The organism is Haloprofundus halophilus (genome assembly GCF_003439925.1).
Classification (GTDB): Archaea; Halobacteriota; Halobacteria; order Halobacteriales; family Haloferacaceae; genus Haloprofundus; species Haloprofundus halophilus.
The window spans coordinates 1,647,175-1,663,308 of record NZ_QQRR01000001.1 but is presented as its reverse complement, the minus strand read 5'-3'; the positions used below and the strand labels follow the sequence as shown (position 1 = coordinate 1,663,308).

The 16,134-nt window shown below is 66.4% G+C and carries 21 protein-coding genes and 1 tRNA gene; 9 read left to right on the top strand and 13 right to left on the bottom strand.

Features of this window, described 5'->3' with window-relative positions; translation table 11 throughout:
- Nucleotides 1–10 precede the first annotated feature (10 nt).
- Nucleotides 11–403 (bottom strand): hypothetical protein, encoded by a 393-nt coding sequence (locus DV709_RS08410; protein WP_117593599.1) that lies wholly within the window; start codon nucleotides 401–403, stop codon nucleotides 11–13.
- A 113-nt stretch (nucleotides 404–516) separates the two neighbouring features.
- Between DV709_RS08410 and DV709_RS08405 the strand changes: the two genes are divergently transcribed.
- The 6 genes from DV709_RS08405 to DV709_RS08385 all read left to right on the top strand — a co-directional run bounded on the left by DV709_RS08405 (nucleotide 517) and on the right by DV709_RS08385 (nucleotide 4,915).
- A complete protein-coding gene (locus DV709_RS08405) occupies nucleotides 517–1,734 on the top strand; it encodes an MFS transporter (RefSeq protein WP_117593597.1) in 1,218 nt (405 codons plus the stop codon).
- 125 nt (nucleotides 1,735–1,859) lie between these two features.
- Nucleotides 1,860–2,438, top strand: a complete 579-nt coding sequence (locus DV709_RS08400; RefSeq protein WP_117593595.1) for a magnesium transporter — start codon at nucleotides 1,860–1,862, stop codon at nucleotides 2,436–2,438.
- Between the two features lie 33 nt (nucleotides 2,439–2,471).
- Nucleotides 2,472–2,999 (top strand): magnesium transporter, encoded by a 528-nt coding sequence (locus DV709_RS08395; protein ID WP_117594192.1) that lies wholly within the window; start codon nucleotides 2,472–2,474, stop codon nucleotides 2,997–2,999.
- Between the two features lie 170 nt (nucleotides 3,000–3,169).
- Nucleotides 3,170–3,325, top strand: a complete 156-nt coding sequence (locus DV709_RS18020) for a hypothetical protein (protein WP_168191218.1) — start codon at nucleotides 3,170–3,172, stop codon at nucleotides 3,323–3,325.
- Nucleotides 3,326–3,372: 47 nt separating this feature from the next.
- Nucleotides 3,373–3,876 carry a hypothetical protein gene (locus DV709_RS08390; RefSeq protein WP_117593593.1) on the top strand — a complete coding sequence of 168 codons (504 nt, stop codon included), beginning with the start codon at nucleotides 3,373–3,375 and terminating at the stop codon, nucleotides 3,874–3,876.
- Between the two features lie 61 nt (nucleotides 3,877–3,937).
- Nucleotides 3,938–4,915: a nucleoside recognition protein gene (locus tag DV709_RS08385; protein ID WP_117594190.1), complete on the top strand. Its 978-nt coding sequence runs from the start codon at nucleotides 3,938–3,940 to the stop codon at nucleotides 4,913–4,915.
- Nucleotides 4,916–4,982: 67 nt separating this feature from the next.
- On the opposite strand, the gene DV709_RS08380 is transcribed toward DV709_RS08385, so the two are convergent.
- From DV709_RS08380 to DV709_RS08365, 4 genes are all read right to left on the bottom strand, one after another.
- On the bottom strand, nucleotides 4,983–5,645 hold the full coding sequence (locus DV709_RS08380) for an AIM24 family protein (protein WP_117593591.1): 663 nt from the start codon (nucleotides 5,643–5,645) through the stop codon (nucleotides 4,983–4,985).
- A gap of 106 nt (nucleotides 5,646–5,751) precedes the next feature.
- Nucleotides 5,752–6,348, bottom strand: coding sequence for an HPP family protein (locus DV709_RS08375; protein WP_117593589.1), 597 nt, complete (start codon nucleotides 6,346–6,348; stop codon nucleotides 5,752–5,754).
- Nucleotides 6,348–6,755, bottom strand: a complete 408-nt coding sequence (locus DV709_RS08370) for an RNA-binding domain-containing protein (protein ID WP_117593587.1) — start codon at nucleotides 6,753–6,755, stop codon at nucleotides 6,348–6,350. The genes DV709_RS08375 and DV709_RS08370 overlap by 1 nt, the downstream gene beginning before the upstream one ends.
- A complete protein-coding gene (locus tag DV709_RS08365) occupies nucleotides 6,752–7,333 on the bottom strand; it encodes an AAA family ATPase (protein WP_117593585.1) in 582 nt (193 codons plus the stop codon). Before DV709_RS08365 ends, DV709_RS08370 begins: the two co-directional genes overlap by 4 nt.
- A gap of 89 nt (nucleotides 7,334–7,422) precedes the next feature.
- Between DV709_RS08365 and DV709_RS08360 the strand changes: the two genes are divergently transcribed.
- Together DV709_RS08360 and DV709_RS08355 are read left to right on the top strand one after the other, a co-directional pair.
- Nucleotides 7,423–7,800 carry a YccF domain-containing protein gene (locus DV709_RS08360; RefSeq protein ID WP_117593583.1) on the top strand — a complete coding sequence of 126 codons (378 nt, stop codon included), beginning with the start codon at nucleotides 7,423–7,425 and terminating at the stop codon, nucleotides 7,798–7,800.
- A 76-nt stretch (nucleotides 7,801–7,876) separates the two neighbouring features.
- Nucleotides 7,877–7,951, top strand: a tRNA-Arg gene (locus tag DV709_RS08355).
- Nucleotides 7,952–8,349: 398 nt separating this feature from the next.
- Here the strand turns inward: DV709_RS08355 and DV709_RS08350 are convergent.
- The 8 genes from DV709_RS08350 to eif1A all read right to left on the bottom strand — a co-directional run bounded on the left by DV709_RS08350 (nucleotide 8,350) and on the right by eif1A (nucleotide 15,810).
- Nucleotides 8,350–8,559: a dodecin family protein gene (locus DV709_RS08350; RefSeq protein ID WP_117593581.1), complete on the bottom strand. Its 210-nt coding sequence runs from the start codon at nucleotides 8,557–8,559 to the stop codon at nucleotides 8,350–8,352.
- Nucleotides 8,560–8,679: 120 nt separating this feature from the next.
- Nucleotides 8,680–9,210 carry a hypothetical protein gene (locus DV709_RS08345; RefSeq protein ID WP_157972690.1) on the bottom strand — a complete coding sequence of 177 codons (531 nt, stop codon included), beginning with the start codon at nucleotides 9,208–9,210 and terminating at the stop codon, nucleotides 8,680–8,682.
- 404 nt (nucleotides 9,211–9,614) lie between these two features.
- Complete coding sequence (gene thsA / locus DV709_RS08340) at nucleotides 9,615–11,258, bottom strand: thermosome subunit alpha (protein WP_117593578.1); 1,644 nt, start codon at nucleotides 11,256–11,258, stop codon at nucleotides 9,615–9,617.
- A 178-nt stretch (nucleotides 11,259–11,436) separates the two neighbouring features.
- Entirely contained in the window at nucleotides 11,437–11,976 is a 540-nt protein-coding gene (locus DV709_RS08335; RefSeq protein WP_117593576.1) for a KH domain-containing protein, read from the bottom strand.
- 71 nt (nucleotides 11,977–12,047) lie between these two features.
- A complete protein-coding gene (locus tag DV709_RS08330) occupies nucleotides 12,048–12,974 on the bottom strand; it encodes a DMT family transporter (RefSeq protein WP_117593574.1) in 927 nt (308 codons plus the stop codon).
- Between the two features lie 101 nt (nucleotides 12,975–13,075).
- Nucleotides 13,076–14,230 (bottom strand): tryptophan--tRNA ligase, encoded by a 1,155-nt coding sequence (locus DV709_RS08325; RefSeq protein ID WP_117593572.1) that lies wholly within the window; start codon nucleotides 14,228–14,230, stop codon nucleotides 13,076–13,078.
- 326 nt (nucleotides 14,231–14,556) lie between these two features.
- Entirely contained in the window at nucleotides 14,557–15,414 is an 858-nt protein-coding gene (gene rio1 / locus DV709_RS08320; RefSeq protein WP_117593571.1) for a serine/threonine-protein kinase Rio1, read from the bottom strand.
- Between the two features lie 111 nt (nucleotides 15,415–15,525).
- On the bottom strand, nucleotides 15,526–15,810 hold the full coding sequence (eif1A, locus tag DV709_RS08315; protein WP_117593569.1) for a translation initiation factor eIF-1A: 285 nt from the start codon (nucleotides 15,808–15,810) through the stop codon (nucleotides 15,526–15,528).
- A 118-nt stretch (nucleotides 15,811–15,928) separates the two neighbouring features.
- On the opposite strand from eif1A, the gene DV709_RS08310 reads away from it, so the two are divergent.
- Nucleotides 15,929–16,108 (top strand): DUF7470 family protein, encoded by a 180-nt coding sequence (locus tag DV709_RS08310; protein ID WP_117593567.1) that lies wholly within the window; start codon nucleotides 15,929–15,931, stop codon nucleotides 16,106–16,108.
- The last annotated feature ends 26 nt before the right edge of the window (nucleotides 16,109–16,134 follow it).

Below are 16,134 nucleotides of genomic sequence, written 5' to 3'. Positions count from 1 at the left end.
CGAACGGTTTTCACGCGCCGACCCTCGTCTCGACTCGGTCTCTGAGAACGACGCCGAGCGCGCCGGCGAGCATCCCGCCGAGGGCGAACGACGGCACCAACATCACCACGCTCGGGACCGAGAAGTACGCGCCGACGCTGCCGGCGACTTCGGCGTCTCCGACGTGGAAGTACACGTCGAGCGCGTAGAAGCCGACCACCGCGAGCACGCCGCCGACCGCGCCGACGAGGCCGGCGAGCGCCCCGTCGAAGAGGCCGTCGGTGGCGTCGCGGGCGCGGAGCGCGACGACCGCCCCAGCGAGGACTCCCCACGGAGCGGCGGCCTGCGGCCCGTACAGGACGACGGCGACGACGGAGGTGACGGCGCTGAGCGCGCCGCCGAGTGCGACCGATGCTCTGTCCATATCTGTGTCGATAACTAGTAGCTATATAATCATTTTTCCCTCGTCTCGGGCGTTCGCTTCGCGAACCGCCGGTTTCAGTTTCCTTTTGCCGCTCGCCGACAACCCCCACCTGAATGTATCGCCGTCTGCGTTCGCTCGCCCGCTTCGACGCGCTCGTCCTGACGGCGCTTCTCTGGTTTCTCGCCAAGTTCGTTCGGTACGCGTTCCCGCCGCTTTTCGGCACGTTCCAGGCGGAGTACGGCGTCTCCAACGCCGTCGTCGGCACCGCGTACACGGCGTTGATGCTCGTCTACGCGGTGATGCAGTTCCCCTCGGGTGCGCTCGCCGACCGCGTCGGCGCGGTGACCGTCATCACCGCCGGCGCCGTCGTCACCGCCGTCGGGGCGCTCGCGCTCGTCCCGTCGGTTCCGTTCGCGCTCGTCGTCGTCGCGATGCTGCTCGTCGGCCTCGGTACGGGGGTGCACAAGACCGTCGCGGTCCGCCTGCTCTCGCAGGTGTACCCCGCGCAGACGGGACGAGCGCTCGGCGCTCTCGACACGCTCGGCGCGTTCGGCGGCGTCGCCGCTCCCGCCGCCGTCGTGGCGCTGAGCACCGGCGCGTACACCGACTGGCACGCGGTGTTCCTGCTCGGCGGCGGCGTCGGCGTCGCCCTCGCCGGCGCGTTCGCGCTCCGCGTTCCGAAGCGCGTCCCCGACAGTCGCAACGTCGCCGCCGACCGGGGCGCGGGCGTCCGCGAGTACGCCGCGCTGTTTCGCCGTCCCCGGTTCTTCGTCTTCGTGCTCGTCACGGTCTGTTTCTCCTTCGCGTACAACGGCGTCGTCTCGTTTCTTCCGCTGTATCTCGAACAGAGCGCCGGACTCTCGACGGTCACGGCCAACAGTATCTACAGCGTGCTGTTCGTCGTCAGCCTCGTTCAGCTCGTCACCGGCGAGGCCAGCGACCGGGTCGGTAAACTCCCCATCGTCGGTTTCACCCTCGGCCTCGCGTCGCTCGCGCTCGTCTCGCTCGTCGCCGTCGGCGAGGCGACCGTTCCCGTCCTGGGTATCATCGTCGTCGCGCTCGGCCTCGGTTCGCACGGCTTTCGCCCCGTTCGGGGGGCGTACCTCGTCTCGGTCATCCCCGACAGCGTCGCCGGCGGCGGCCTCGGCGCGGTTCGGACCTTACTGATGGTGGCGGGAGCGCTCGCGCCGGCGGCCGTCGGGATACTCTCGGACGTCGCCGACTTCCGCGTGGCCTTCTCGGTGCTCGCCGTCTCGATGGCCGCCGCGGCGGCGCTGACGGGTGCGCTCGTCTTCGTCGGCGACGACGCCGATAGCCGAGCCGCGGCGTGATATCGGTCGACGCGCACCGTTGCGAGCCGTGACACCCCGGCGCCTTTTTCAGTGTCACCGTGACACACAGTTGTTCCGTACACTCTCGCACCCGATTTTTACCGCCGCCGCGCGTCTGTGGTCGTATGTCCGTCCGCGACGTCGCCGTCGAAGCGTACCGCGAGGCGCTACCGGTGCTGCTGTTGAGCGCCGTCGGCGGTCTCTTCGCGGGCGTCGTCCTCGGCGGGATGGAGGCGGAACTCGAACGGGTCGCCGGACTCATCGTCCTCGTCCCGGCGCTTCTGGCGACCCGCGGGAACGTCTACGGGTCGCTCGGCGCTCGCCTCGCCTCCGGCCTCCACCAGGGTCTCGTCGAACCGTACTTCACGTTCTCGGACCGGCGTATCCGCAACGCTATCGTCGCCGCACTCGCCAACGGGATTCTCGTCAGCGTCTTCGCGGCCGTCCTCGCCTACGCCGTGTTGGTCTCTCTCGGCCGACCCGTGGCGACGCTCTGGACGCTCGTCGGCATCGCCGCTATCGCGGGCGTCATCTCCGGACTGTTGCTGACCGTCGCGGTACTGAGCGTCGTCTTCTACGGCTATCGACGGGGGATGAACCCCGACACGCTCGCCGGCCCCGTCGTCACCACTACCGGCGACGTGGTCGGCATCGCGACGATGCTGTTCGCCGCCCGCGTCGTGCTCGCGCTGGGGGGTGGCTGAGTGCCCGACACGCAGTGGACCGTCCGCCGAATCATGCGGACGATGCTCCCCGTCCTCCTCGTGTTGACGGCGGTCGAACTCGCCAGCGGCCTCGTGCTGGACACGTTCGAGTCGACGCTGCTGCGGTACCCGTCGCTTCTCGTGCTCGTGCCCGTCACCATCGGGATGGCGGGTAATCTGGGGAGCATCCTCGCCGCGCGTCTCTCGACGGCGTTCCACCTCGGTCTGCTCGACTTCGCCCCGGACGACGAACTGCTGTTGGGCAACGCCGTCGCTACCATCGGGCTCTCGCTGACGCTGTTTCCGCTCGTCGGCGCGGGCGCGTGGGCGATTCAGACGCTCGTCGGCGGTGCGGCACTGGATTTCTCGACCGTCGTTCTCGTCGCCACCGCCAGCGGGGCCGTGCTCGCGGTGCTCGCCATCGTGGTCACGCTGGTCGCGACGTACGCCGCTTACCGCCTCGAACTCGACCCCGACGACGTGGTCATCCCGGTGGTGACGAACACCTGCGACGTGCTCGGGGTGCTCGTGCTGTTCGGCGTCGTTCTCGTGTTGGTGTGAATCGGTCCTTAGCGCGTTTCTGTCGTAGCGTGCATCAGTCGTCAGTACGCGTCGGTCGTTAGTGTAAGCCGGTCGTCGGTATGTGCCGGTGGATGTGCGAGTGTGCGGGTGTGCTGTCCGACCCCGACTCACCCCGGGAGTTATCACGTCGAGACAGAAATCGCACGGCGATGGCGAACCCCTCCGAAGTCATCAGCGTTCTCGTCGTCCTCGAATTCGTCGTGATGGCCTCGCTGACGTTGCTTCTGGTCCCGTTCGAAGTCGCGGTTCCACTCGTACCACTGCTCTTGGTTTTCTTGGTCGCCCTGCACGCGTACCGGGGCTGAGTCACTCCCGCACAAAGCATTTAGCCGCCACCTACAACTTGGCGGTCATGTCTCTGCCCTCCAGTCGACGGGAGGCCCTCAGACTCTGCGGCGTCGCGCTCGGCGTCGGAATCGCTGGCTGTGTCCAGTCCGGACCGGCCGACCCCGCCGACCCCGCCGACCCCGCCGACTCGACCGGAAACGACTCGGCGTCCACCGATTCACCGACGCCCGAACCGACCGCGATACCCTCGTCCGCCGTTCCCGACGAGGAGGCGAAAGAACGCGCGCTCGAAGCCGAGGAGGCGTACATCACGGAGCGACTCGAAGGGGCGTCCTGCCTGACGGGGTGGGGGGCGACGCCGACGGTCACCGACGAGGAGGCGACCGTGACCGACCGAACCGCCGACGGCGTTCACGTCGAAGTGACGCATCCGTACTGGTACTCCGCAGAGCGAGAGAGCGGCAACGAGACAGTCGTCGAGGAGGCCGACGGGGCGACGAACGCGCGCTACGTCGTCGCGAACGACGACGTTCGACGCGACGACGGTGACGACGTCGTTCCCTGCTGAGCGCGACTCCCCTCCGTCGCCGACCGACGCCCATTTGGCCGCCCGGTACCGACCGAAGACCGTGCAGTCCGTCGTACAGGCGCTCGACCCGTCGTTTCTCGCCGAGGTCGCCTCCCGCGTCGCGACCATCGCCGTCGCCATCGGCGTCGGCGTCTTCCTCGCCAACGTCGCCGTCGCCTTCGGCGCGGTGCGCTACATCACCGTCTTGGCGTATCCGCTGACGAGGCCCGCGAACCTCCCGCGGGAAGTCGGCACGGCGATTCTGACGACCACCGCGTCGACGACGGCGGGGTACGGGATGCTCGCTGAGTTCCGCGACTCGGGGATGTTGGACGACCGCGCGACGCTCGTCGCCGTCACCATCAACACGTTCTTCGGCTTCGTCCAGCACATCTTCACGTTCTACGCGCCGGTGCTGATTCCCATCCTCGGGCTTCGCGTCGGACTCATGTACGTCGGCGCGCGAGCGGCCATCGCGCTCGGCATCACGCTCGTCGGGATTCTGGCGGGCGCGCTGCTGCTGTCGGGACGAAACGTGAACTCCGAGGCGCTGCCCGACGAAATCGACGCGCCGGACCGCGAGGCGCGGTCGACGCCCGAGAAACTCCGCGGAGCGGCGACGAGCACGTGGAAGAAACTCCGCCGCATCGTCCCGCGTCTCGCCGTCGTCTACGCGCTCGTTACGCTGCTCGTAGAGACGAACTCGCTACAGGCGTTGACGAGCGTGGCCGACCCTCTGGCGACGCTCGTCGGTCTTCCGGGCGCGGCGGTGCCCGTCATCGCCGTCTTCGCGTTCGACACGACGACGGGCGCGGTAACCATCGCGCCGCAGATCGGGGGCGTGTTCACGCCGCGACAGGCGGTGGCAACGATGCTTCTCGGCGGCATCGTCTCCTTCGCCGTCTCGACGTTCAAGCGCTCGATTCCCTTCCAGTACGGCATCTGGGGGGCGAGTTTCGGCTCGAAAGTCGTCGCCGTCAACACCGCGCTGAAAGTCGTCTTCATCGGCGTTGCCGTCGCGGTGTTGCTCGTCCCCTGAACGAGGTCGGGGTCGGGGTTGGGGCCGGGATTTGGGCCGCGACCGATGGCGACCGATAGCGTCCGACTCACTCCTGTGGCGACTGCTCCTCGTACGGTTGAACGACGACGAAGCCGCCCTCGCCGGCGAACTGCAGTTGGAACGTCTCCCCCGAGGAGCGCCCGAGGAAGCTCTTGATGTTCAGGTCCCGCTTCGTGCTCGGCGAGACGTTGCTGCTCCAGGCGACGGTGGCGTTGGGGTCGGTGCTGACGGGCGTCGGCAGCACGAGCGGTTCGCCGTGGGTCGTGATGGCGACGTGACCCGGCCCCTTCAGGTAGACGTTGAACAGGCCGCCCGTCGACGTACCGGCGATGCTGTTCATCATCTTGATGTCCCACGTGACGCTCTCCTCGAACGCCAGCACGTCGTTGCCGTTGACGCTTATCTCGTCGTCGGCGTCCAGTTCGAGAATCTGGACCTCCTTTCCCTGGTCGGCGAGGTAGAGGTGACCCGACCCCGTCGCCTGCATCAGCACGGTCCCCTCGCCGGTCGCCTTCTTTTTCAGCATGCCCGTCAGTCCGCCGCCGGACTTCCGCTCGAAGGAGATATCGCCGGTGTAGCCGACCATCGCTCCCGCCTTCGCCATGACGCTCCCGTCCAGCGAGACGTCGAGCATCTTCGAGTTCTCGCGCTGGAAGACGTCGCCGCCCTCCTTCGGTCCGTGCGTTTCGAGGAAGTTGTCCAAATCCATAGTTCTTTCAGAGCCGACAGAATACGACTCTTCGAAGACGATACGCGGTTCGAGTAATAACTGTTTGCCAGCGAATCACGCGCCGAACGGTCGACCGACCACCGGTTCAGTCGTTCTCTCCGCCGGCGCGACTCTCGTCGGCGACGTTGCGGTCGCCCTTCGATTTCGACGCTTCCGGCGTGTGTTCGTCCGACGGGACGGTCAACGGTCCCGTCGCACGGCGGATGGCCAGCAACCCCCGCTGGACGACCATCAGCAGCACGATGGCGACCATGATGATAACCGCCTCCTCGACGCTCGTCAACAGCCCGAGGCCGACGATGAGCGTCGTCGCGCACGCCGGCGGATGTCGGAGGTCGGTAGCGAGCATCACCGCCGTCGTCAACCCCACCGCGACGGTGGCGCTGGCCATCAACCGGACGCCGGCCATCGAGAACGGGTCGAGCGGTTGGGTGGCGACGAGGCCGTCGGCCAACAGGTGATACGTGAGCATCCCGGCGACGACGCCGATGAAGTGACCGCCGACGACCCGCGTCGGGGCGCTGTCCTCGTCACCGATGCCGGTTGCCAGCACGTACGCCGAGGGTCCGAGACTCGGGAAGAGAAACGCCCGTCCGGTGACGAGCGCGGTCAGCCCGAGAACGGTCATCAGCGCCGCCGCGTGGACGCTCGCCGGTCCAGGTTTGTCCCGCCGCCAAGCCATCAGTCGGTGAGGGGGCGACCGTCTCTCGTCGGCGGTGCGACGTGGTCGACGAACTCGTCGACGCTCGGGTCGCGAACGGTGACGTGGACCTCGATGTCGCCGAGTTCGTCGGGGTTACCGACGGCGAAGTTGACGACGCCTTTCAGCGCCGCCTGTTTCTTCAGCGCGAACGAGAAGCCCGACTCGTCGCCCCGCTTCGCGAACTCGCGGCGGGCGGTGTCGAGAATCTCCTGTTCGTGCAGGAGGTCCGAGAACTCGTCGAGCGAGTGCGTCTCGGCGACGAGCCGGCCGGACTCGTGTTCGAGCTCCGCGTTCGGAAAGAGGTTCGTGATGGCGTCGGCGACGCGGTCCGTCACCTCGGTCGGCCGAACGGGCGCTTCGATGCGGACGTCGATACTGTATATCATCGCGTTCGTTCTCCTTCGGCGCTCGCTTCCGAGGTCTCACCGCGGACGACCGCCTGTATCCGCTCGCGGAACGCCTCCAGCGTGTCGGTGTTCTCGATGCGCACGTCGGCGCGTTCCATCGCCTCGCCCATCCCGAAGCCGAGTTCGCGTTCGTCGCGGGTGCGAAGCCCTTCGCCGCCGTCGTCCTCCCCGAGGTCGCGGCCGCGCTCGGAGAGACGCTCGGCGCGCACCTCGAACGGCGCTTCGATGCTCACGAGGTAGAAGTCGTCGCCGAACGCCTCCTCGAACCGGTCGACTTCGACGCCCGAGCGGATGCCGTCGACGAGGACGGCGTCGTGGTTCTCCAGTCGGTCTCGGACGAGCGGCAGCGACCGCGCGGCGACGGCGTCGGGGCCGTTCTCCTCGCGGAGCGCTTTGGCGATCTCGCCGTGGTGCTCGGCGGGGTCGAGGCCGCGGGCGCGGCACTCGGTGCGGATGACGTCGCCCATCGTGACGACTGGAATTCCAGTCTCGCGTGCGACGTTCGCGGCCTCGCCTTTCCCGCTGCCGGGCAGGCCGACGGTACCGATGACTCTCATTCGTCTCTCGATACTTGCAGGGCGGACTTAGGCTTGCTGTTCTCGCGGACGCCAGCACGCTTTTCCTCGGGCAGCGCCTTCGTTCACGTATGAGTGACCGTTCGCTTCTCGTCCGTGCGCTGTGGTTCGTGCTCGTCGGCTGGTGGGCGACGCCGCTCGTGGTCAACCTCGCGTGGTTTCTGACGGCGACGGTCGTCCTCCTGCCGCTGGGCATCAAACTCACGAACCTCGTCCCCACCGTGTTGAGCCTGAAAGAACCCCGCTCGCGCACCCAACCGGAGGCGGCGCGCGGCCAGCGCTCGCTTCTCGTCCGCGCGGTGTACTTCGTGGTCGTCGGCTGGTGGCTGAGTTGGTTCTGGGCGAACGTCGCCGCCTTCTTGGCCGTCACCATCGTCGGTCTGCCGGTCGCGTACTGGATGTTCAATCGGCTTCCGTACGTCACGTCGCTGTACCGCTTCGACGGGTGACACACGCTCTCACGGCTGTTCGCGCGGTGCGATGAACCACAATCGCTTTTTGGTCGGACCGAATCGTCGTAGTCGAGGGCACGTAGCTCAGTCTGGATAGAGCGTCGGACTTCTAATCCGACGGTCGTGGGTTCAAATCCCATCGTGCTCGCTCGGACTCACTTCGTTCGTCCTCGCTCGCACGATGTAGTCACACTCGCTACGCTCGCGTGACTCCCATCGTACTCGTAGAGACCGCCGAGCGCAGCGAGACGTGTCGGAACAGACTCACGGGGGATTTGAATTACGGAACGAGCGAAGCGAAGTTCCGGTGGTTCAAATCCCATCGTGCTCGCTCGGGTTCACTTCGTTCACCCTCGCTCGCACGATGTAGTCTCGTTCGCTACGCTCGCGTGACTCCCATCGTGCTCGCTCGCTTCGCTCGCGTGACTCCCATCGTGCTCGCTCGCTTCGTCTGCGGGCGACTCGTGGGTCGCCTACAGGCAAGCGAGACGGCTTCTCCGCCTCACCCTGCTCACGAGACTCTCATCTCTTCTCGGCTACCCGTTACTACTCTTGGCCGTGTACCGGGAACGCGACCTCCACCGTCGTGTGGTACTCGACGATTTCGTCGTTCTCGACTTTTGCGGTCCAGTCTTCGACCTCGATGCCGCTGATGTCGTCGATGGTCTTGTTCGCCTCTCGGAACGCCTCCTCGGCGGCGTCTTGCCACGATTCCTCCGAGGTGCCGAGCACTTTCACTATTTTGATTGCGGTCATGCGCGACACCGTACCACGACGGTCGGGATGTGACTTTTGTCGTTCGTGGCTGTCTCTCACCGCGGAGCGAGAGTCGCCTCCGGCGATCAGAGTCGGCGACGCGGTCCATCGAAAGCCCGGTTAGGCGTCCTCTCGACCGGTCACCCAGACGACGTAGCTGTCGGGACTCCGTCCCTCGGGCGCATCGAAGACGACCTCGAACTCCCACGTCGCGTCCGGGGCGAGCGTATCGCGGTACTCCTCCTGCTGTTCGGGGTACTCTCTGGCGCTGTCGTCGCTCTCGTCCGCGCGAGGGGCGACGTGGACGGTAACGAGTTCGTACGTCGTGTCGCCGGTGTTCCGTATCACTCCCTCCACGCCGCTCTCCCCGTCGCGCTGGAAGTAGCTGTGTCGGTCGATTTCGAGGTCCTGCTGTGACTGCTCGCCGACCGTCCCCTCCACGTCGCTCTCGTTGCCGGTCGTCTCGTTGTCGACCGTTTCGTTCCCGGCGGTCTCGTCGTCGGCAGTCTCGTTGCCGGCGGTCCCTTCTGTTTCGCCGGTCTCCTCCGTCTCGGCTGCCTCCGTCTCGTTGCCGGCGTCCGCGGCACCATCGGTTCCGTTCTCTCCCTCCTGGGCTTCGTCGCCTCCGTCGCCGCCGGCCTCTCCGCCCATATCGGCACAGCCTGCGACTCCCGCTGCGAGAACTGTCGTCGCGATACCTCGAACGAACGTCCGACGATTCTCCGACATGGCTCTCACCTGTCTGCGTGTTGGGAGATGAGCGAGTTGTCGGTTGGGCTTGTATTTGGAAGCGACGGTCGCACCGGCGGGAGCGGCGGCTGTCGACTCGGACGCCGGTGCCGCCGAGACGCCGAGGGCGACGCGGTCGGTCGAGAAACGGCGTCGCCACTCGGAAGCGCGGTCGACGCGAAAAATGCGGAATCGGCGAACGGGCCGACGGTCGAGAGACGGTTCGAAGCGGTTGCGGTGGGTCGCGGCTGTGAATTAGCCGAGCTTCACATCGACTGAGTCGAACTACGTTCGACTGCCACTGAAAATCGGGCGTTGCCCGATCTTCACATCGCGCCGCCCATGCCGCCCATACCGCCCATGCCGCCCATGCCACCGCCGCCCGGCGGCATCTCGTCGTCGCCGCCGTCGTCGGTCGAGGCGCGGAGGTCGCCCGCCGCGATGACGTCGTCGATGCGGAGGATCATCACGGCCGCCTCGGTGGCGGACTCGATGGCCTGCGTCTTGACGCGGAGGGGTTCGACGACGCCCTCCTCGTTCATGTCGATGACGTCGCCGGTGTAGGCGTCGAGACCCGCACCGAACTCGCCGCCGTCGTGCCGGGAGCGCAGGTCGACCAGCGAGTCGATGGAGTCGAGACCCGCGTTCTCGGCGAGCGTGCGCGGGATGACCTCCAGCGCGTCGGCGAACGCCTCGATGGCGAGCTGCTCGCGGCCGCCGACGGAGTCGGCGAAGTCGCGGAGCTGGAGCGCGAGCTCCGTCTCGGGAGCGCCGCCGCCGGGCAGCACTTTCCCGTCTTCGAGCGTCGTGCGGACGACGCCGAGGGAGTCGTCGATAGCGCGCTCGACCTCGTCGACGACGTGTTCGGTGCCGCCGCGGAGGATGAGCGTCACGGACTTGGCCTCTTCGACGTCCTCGACGAAGATGCGCTCGTCGCCGCCGACGTCCTTCTGGGCGACGGAGCCGGCGAAGCCGAGGTCGTCCTCCTCGATGTCGTCGACGTTGGAGACGACGCGGCCGCCCGTCGCGCGGGCGAGGCGCTTGAGGTCGCCGCTCTTGGCGCGGCGCACCGCCAGAATGCCCTCTTTGGCGAGGTAATGCTGGGCCATGTCGTCGATGCCGTCGCCGACGAACACGACGTCGGCGCCGACGTCGACGAGCTTGTCGACCATCTCGCGCAGCTGTTTCTCTTCCTGGTCGAGGAACTGCTGGAGCTGGTCGGGGTCGGTGACGTTGACCTCGGCGTCGATCTCGGTCTCCTTCACTTCGAGCGCGCCGTCGAACAGCGCCACGTTGGCGTCTTCGACCGCGTACGGCATGTTGTCGTTGACGCGTTCCTTGTCGACGATGACGCCCTCGACGAGCTCGGAGTTGTCGATTGCGCCGCCGACGACCTTCTCGACGCTGACGTTCTCGGTGTCGATGTCGTCCTCGTCGGCGACGGCGAGCACGGCGTCGACGACGAGTTCGGCGAGCTGGTCTTTGGCGCTCTCTGCGCCCTTACCCGTCATCGCCGTCGCGGCGATTTTGACGAGCGTCTCGCGGTCGTCCTCGGAGACGTCGATTGCCTGCTCGTTCAGGATCTCCTTCGCCTTCTCGGCGGCCTGCCGGTAGCCCTGCGCGACGGTGGTCGCGTGGACGTCGGAGTCGAGAAGCTCCTCGGCCTGGTCGAGGAGTTCACCGGCGACGACGACGGCGGACGTGGTACCGTCGCCGACCTCGTCCTCCTGCGTCTCGGAGACTTCGACGATCATGTTCGCCGCGGGGTGGTCGATGTCCATCTCCTTGAGGATGGTCACGCCGTCGTTCGTGACGACGACGCCGCCCGAGGAGTCGACGAGCATCTTGTCCATCCCCTTCGGGCCGAGTGTCGTGCGGACCGACTCCGCGACGGCTTTGCCCGCGGTGATGTTCATCGACTGCGCGTCCTTTCCGGACGTTCGCTGACTGTCCTCCGAGAGTACGATCATGGGCTGATTGCCCATCCGGCGTCGCTGAGACATAATCACTCCGGGATTGTTTGTGATTCTATAAAAACCTATCGAACGATGCTATGCCAAAACGGCACACGGTGTGGCTTTGACAGCGAAATCGAACGTCCGCTCGCTGTGGGTATAAGTAGTCGACAACGGTTCGGAGGCGTCGCGCTCAGTCCGAGGAGACGTCGAATCCGCGGGTGAGTTCGTTGTGTTTGCGTTCGAGGAACGAGTACACCGCGCCGTGGGGTGCGCCGTCGAGCAGCATCCCGGCCGCGCGGCGGACCGCCTCGACCTCCTCGGGTTGGCCGATGATGCCGAGCGTCGAGCCGTAGATGACGACGTCCGCGCCGCTGAGTTCCTCCATCAGTTCGCGCGTTCGGCCGTTCTCGCCGATGAGTCGACCTTTCTGGCGCTGGAGGTCGTTCTTGTTTCGCGTCTGCTCGTCGAGGTCGATGAGGTCGAACATCCGCATCTCGTCGTTCAGAAGCGACAGCGCGGCCTCGGGGGAGAATCCGCGACCGATGGCCTGGACGATATCCGGCGCAACGAGACCCGTGACGGGGTCGCCGACCGAGTCGATGGCGACCGACCCGGACTCGGAATCGATGTCGAGGCGGACCTCCGCCTGACTCTCGATCTCGCGCATGGTCTCGCCGCCGTCACCGATGAGAACACCGATGCGGTCCTGCGGTACCTTCACGTGTTGCATGATGCGTGCTACCCGTCGGAGCCGTTTAAGATTTCCCTCAGCGCCGCCCCCTCGGTTCTCGATACCGTCACTCACGCGGCCGGACGTCTCCGGTTCCGGAGTCGCCGACGCAGTATCGGCGCGAGGTCCTCGCCGCGCAGGAGCGCGAACCCGACGACGATGACGCCGAACCCGACGAGCGTGAGCGTCGTGATGGCTTCGTCGAGGAAGAACCACCCGATGGTGACGGCGACGACGGGGATGAGATACGAGATGAGGTTCACTTCCAGCGGCCCGATGGTCTCCAGGAGGTAGAAGTAGACGGCGAAGCCGACGCCGCTGGCGACCACCGCGAGGTAGAGCAGGAGCAAGATGGCCGTCGCCGTCGGGCGAACCGCCGCGAGCGACTCGCCGATGGCGGCGCTGAACGCCAGCTGTAGCAACGCGCCGGGAACCATCGCCCAGCCGGTGAGCGCGACGACGGACATCGTCGGCTGGTAGCGGCGGATGAGTACGCTGCCGAGCGTCACGCTCGTCGCCGCCAACAGGACGAGTCCCTCGCCGAGGACCGACTCGCCGAACAGGTTCGACGGGTCGGGCTGAATCACCAGCGCGACGCCGACGAACCCAACGAACAGCCCCAGAACGTACCGCCGTGAGAAGCTCTCGTGCGGTAGCAGCCCCCACGCGATGAGCGGCGTCAGAATCGGGATGAGACTGTAGATGATGGCGGCGACGCCGCTCGTGGTGTACTGCTGGCCGAGGTACAGGAGACCGGTACCGCCGATGAAGAAGACGCCCGCGCCGAAGACGGCTACCCAGTCGTCTCGCGTCCGCGGCAGCCACGCGTCGCTCGTCGCGGCGGCGAAGCCGAGAAGCAGGAGCGCCGACAGCAGGTAGCGCCCCGCGGCGAAAAGCAGCGGCGGGACGTAGTCGAGTCCGGCTTTGATAGCTGGGAACGCCGCCCCGAACAGCAGCGGCAGGAGGAGAAACAACCCGACCGTCCGCGCGCGGTTCATAGCGTCGGTACGCCGTCAGTCGAATTAACCTTCTGCGGCGGTTTCGCGGACTATCCGGCGACCGAGCGACTTCTCTCGCGGAAGCGACCCGATTCGGACGCCTACACTCCGCCGAACACGTCCGGCCGCACCTTCGCTCGTTCGTCCTCGGTCAGACGGTACGGTTCGACGGACTCTCGAATCCCGCCTTCGGGCCGCCGCGACTGGTGCGCCTCCAGAAAGTCGGCGATTCGGTCGGCGGCGTACCGCTTCATCTCCCCGCTCAGCAACTCCCCGGTGCGGTACTCGCGCGCGAGTCGTTCGACGGTCTCGTCGTCCGACTCGAAGAACGAGAACAGCAGTTGGTACGCCACGTCGACCTCCGGGTCGCCGCCCTTCTCTCGGTGTTCGTCGATGTCCGACCGACCGCCCGAAAAGGCGTATTTCGACACCTTCTCTCGAACGGTCTCGCGGTCGTCGGTGAGGTAGATGCTCGGGTCGTCGCCCGAACTGCTCATCTTACCGCCGCCGCCGCCCAGTCGGGGGAGGAACTTCGAGAGTAGTGCGCCCGGCTTCCCCACGTCGTAGCGCTGTTTTCCGGCGATGTCGCGGCAGACGCGGATGTGCGGGTCCTGGTCGACGGCGATGGGGACGAGCGTCGGGTGACGGCCGCGGAGCAGTTGGGGCAACAGGAGATGCGTCGCCTGCATCGCCGGATAGAACCCCAGTCCGACGTTCGGCGGGTCGCCGTAGGTCGCGTCGACCGTCGCGGGCGTGATCTCCTTGGCGAACTCGGCGGCGAGCGGGTAGAGTACGTCGGCGTCGGCGGTGTCGACGACGAAGCGCGTCCGCTCGGGGTCGAACCCGACCGCGACGAGGTCGCGGAGATTCTCGCGCGTGTGGTCGTGAATCTCCTCGAAGGAGAGGTCCTTCGAGAAGTACTTCTCGTCGTCGGAGAGCGGGACGTAGACGTACGCGCCCGTCTCCGCCTGCAGCCACTTCGCGAAGTAGAAGGGGAGGACGTGGCCGAGATGCATCGGCCCCGACGGTCCTCGGCCGGTCACGACCGAGACGGTCTCGCCGCGACTGGCGGCGCTCGTGAACCGGTCTACGTCGCGGCCGGCGTAGAACACGCCGCGGCGGAGCAGGGGGTGCGGCGGCTGCGGGAAGGTCGATAACTGTTCGTCTGTCAGTCGGTCTGCGCCGAACTGGTCGAGGAGGCGGTCGTAGTCGACCTCGCCCTCGACGCTGTACGGTGTGACGGTGAAATCGGGCATCTGCTGGTGGATTAGTTCGTCGTGGTAGTCGAACGCGGTGCGAGCGAGAAGAACGGAGTGAGCGCCCGCGTCGGGGTCACCGGGTTACGCCGCGGCGACGACGACGGCGGGACTGTCCGCTCCCGAGGCGGGCGACCACCAGCGCCAGGGAGCGGCGTTCATCGTCATCGAGTAGATGGGGAGAGGGAAAAAGCGTGTCGACGAGTACGCTCAGATGCTCAGCGTCCCGGCGTCCGCGATGGATTGCATACGTCGGAGTGTCGACACCTGTTGCCCATACCGCAGGTTGCATCGTCGTGAGAGTTGTCTCTGCGGCCGACGACCGGCTACGGCTCCGGTTCGACCTCGGTGACGTACTCGCGCAGTTCCTCGCCGGTCACGTCGAGACCCTGTCGGGAGAAGAAGTTCGCGACGTTCTCGCAGTCGCGGTCGAGGAACTCGGCGGCGTTGGGGTGGTGAACCGTCACGGCCTGCCCGAGGTCGATGATGACGAGCTCGCCCTCGTGGATTATCATGTTGTACTCCGAGAGGTCGCCGTGGACCAACCCGGCGCCGTGGAGGCGTCGCATGTACTCGCGGACGACTTCGTACGCCGTCTGCGGGTTTTCGACGTTCACCTCCGCGAGGCGGCGCGCGCGCTCCTCGACGAGGCCGACGAGTTCCATCACGAGCACGTTGCGCTCGACGGCGATGGGCGTCGGCACGCGGACGCCCGCCTTCTGGGCGCGTTCGAGGTTGGCGAACTCCTTTCTGACCCACGCGAGCACGATCTTTCCCTTGTCGTTGCCGATGCCCTCGAAGCGCGGGTCGCCTTCGAGGTACTCGCGCATCTGTTGGAAGTTCGAGGCGCTTATCCGGTATATCTTCACCGCGACGTCGGTGTCGTCGGCTCCGAGCGCCTCGTAGACGTTCGCTTCCTTGCCGGTCGAGATGGGGCCGCCGAACGCTTCGATGTAGCCGTCCTGAACCAGTTTGTAGATGGCCGCGAACGTGGCGTCGTCGAACACCGACTGCTCGACTTTGAACTGGTCGGCGTCCTTGATGCGCTTTCTGAACTGGCTGAACTCGCGGTCCCGGCGGCGTGCGATACGGTCGGCCTCCGTGTCGGAGACGTCTATCTCCTCCCACTCGTCTCCGAAGCCGTCGGCGGCGTCGGGCGCTATCAGGCCGAACTCGTCAGTCATTCGTGAAGGGCTACGAGCGCCGGCGTTAAAAGACTCACAGGTGCGGACCAGCGGTCGTTCCACGTCGTCGCTTCGGTCCGTAGACCCCGAACCGCATCGAACTACGACTGGCTACTGGATGTGCCCTTCTTCGCGCAACTGCTCGGCCTCCTGCTTCTTGTAGCGCCAGGTCACGTCGGCTTTCTCGTCCTGCCAGTCCCACGGTTCGACGAGGACGACGTCGTCTTCGCGTATCCAGATGCGTTTCTGCATCCGGCCGGGAATGCGAGCGGTCCGTTCCGTGCCGTCCGCGCAGCGAACCTTCACGCGGTTTGCGCCGAGCATGTTCGTCACGACCGCGAACTCCTCGTCGTCGTTCGGCATTCGAAGGTTGTTGCGCCCTTCGTTCTCGCTCATAAGGGCCGTTCGTCGTCGTAATTGTTAAAACCGCCGTTGAAAGCCGAACGGGCGACAGAACGACCTCTCCCGCGACGCGACCGGTGGTTTTACCGGACAGACGCGAGGAGTATCGGGTATGCTCGACAAGCTCGGTACGTCCGGCGTTCTCGGCGTCGTTCTGCTGCTCGCGGGAATCGGTATCGTCGCCTATCAGGCACCCATCGTCGCCGCCGGCCTCGCGCTCGTGCTGGCGGGCGTCGGTCTCGTCGCGCAGGGAATCGTCAAAAGTACGATGCAGGCGTTCGGCTTCGCCTGAGCGGGCGCTCCACTCTCGAACCGGGC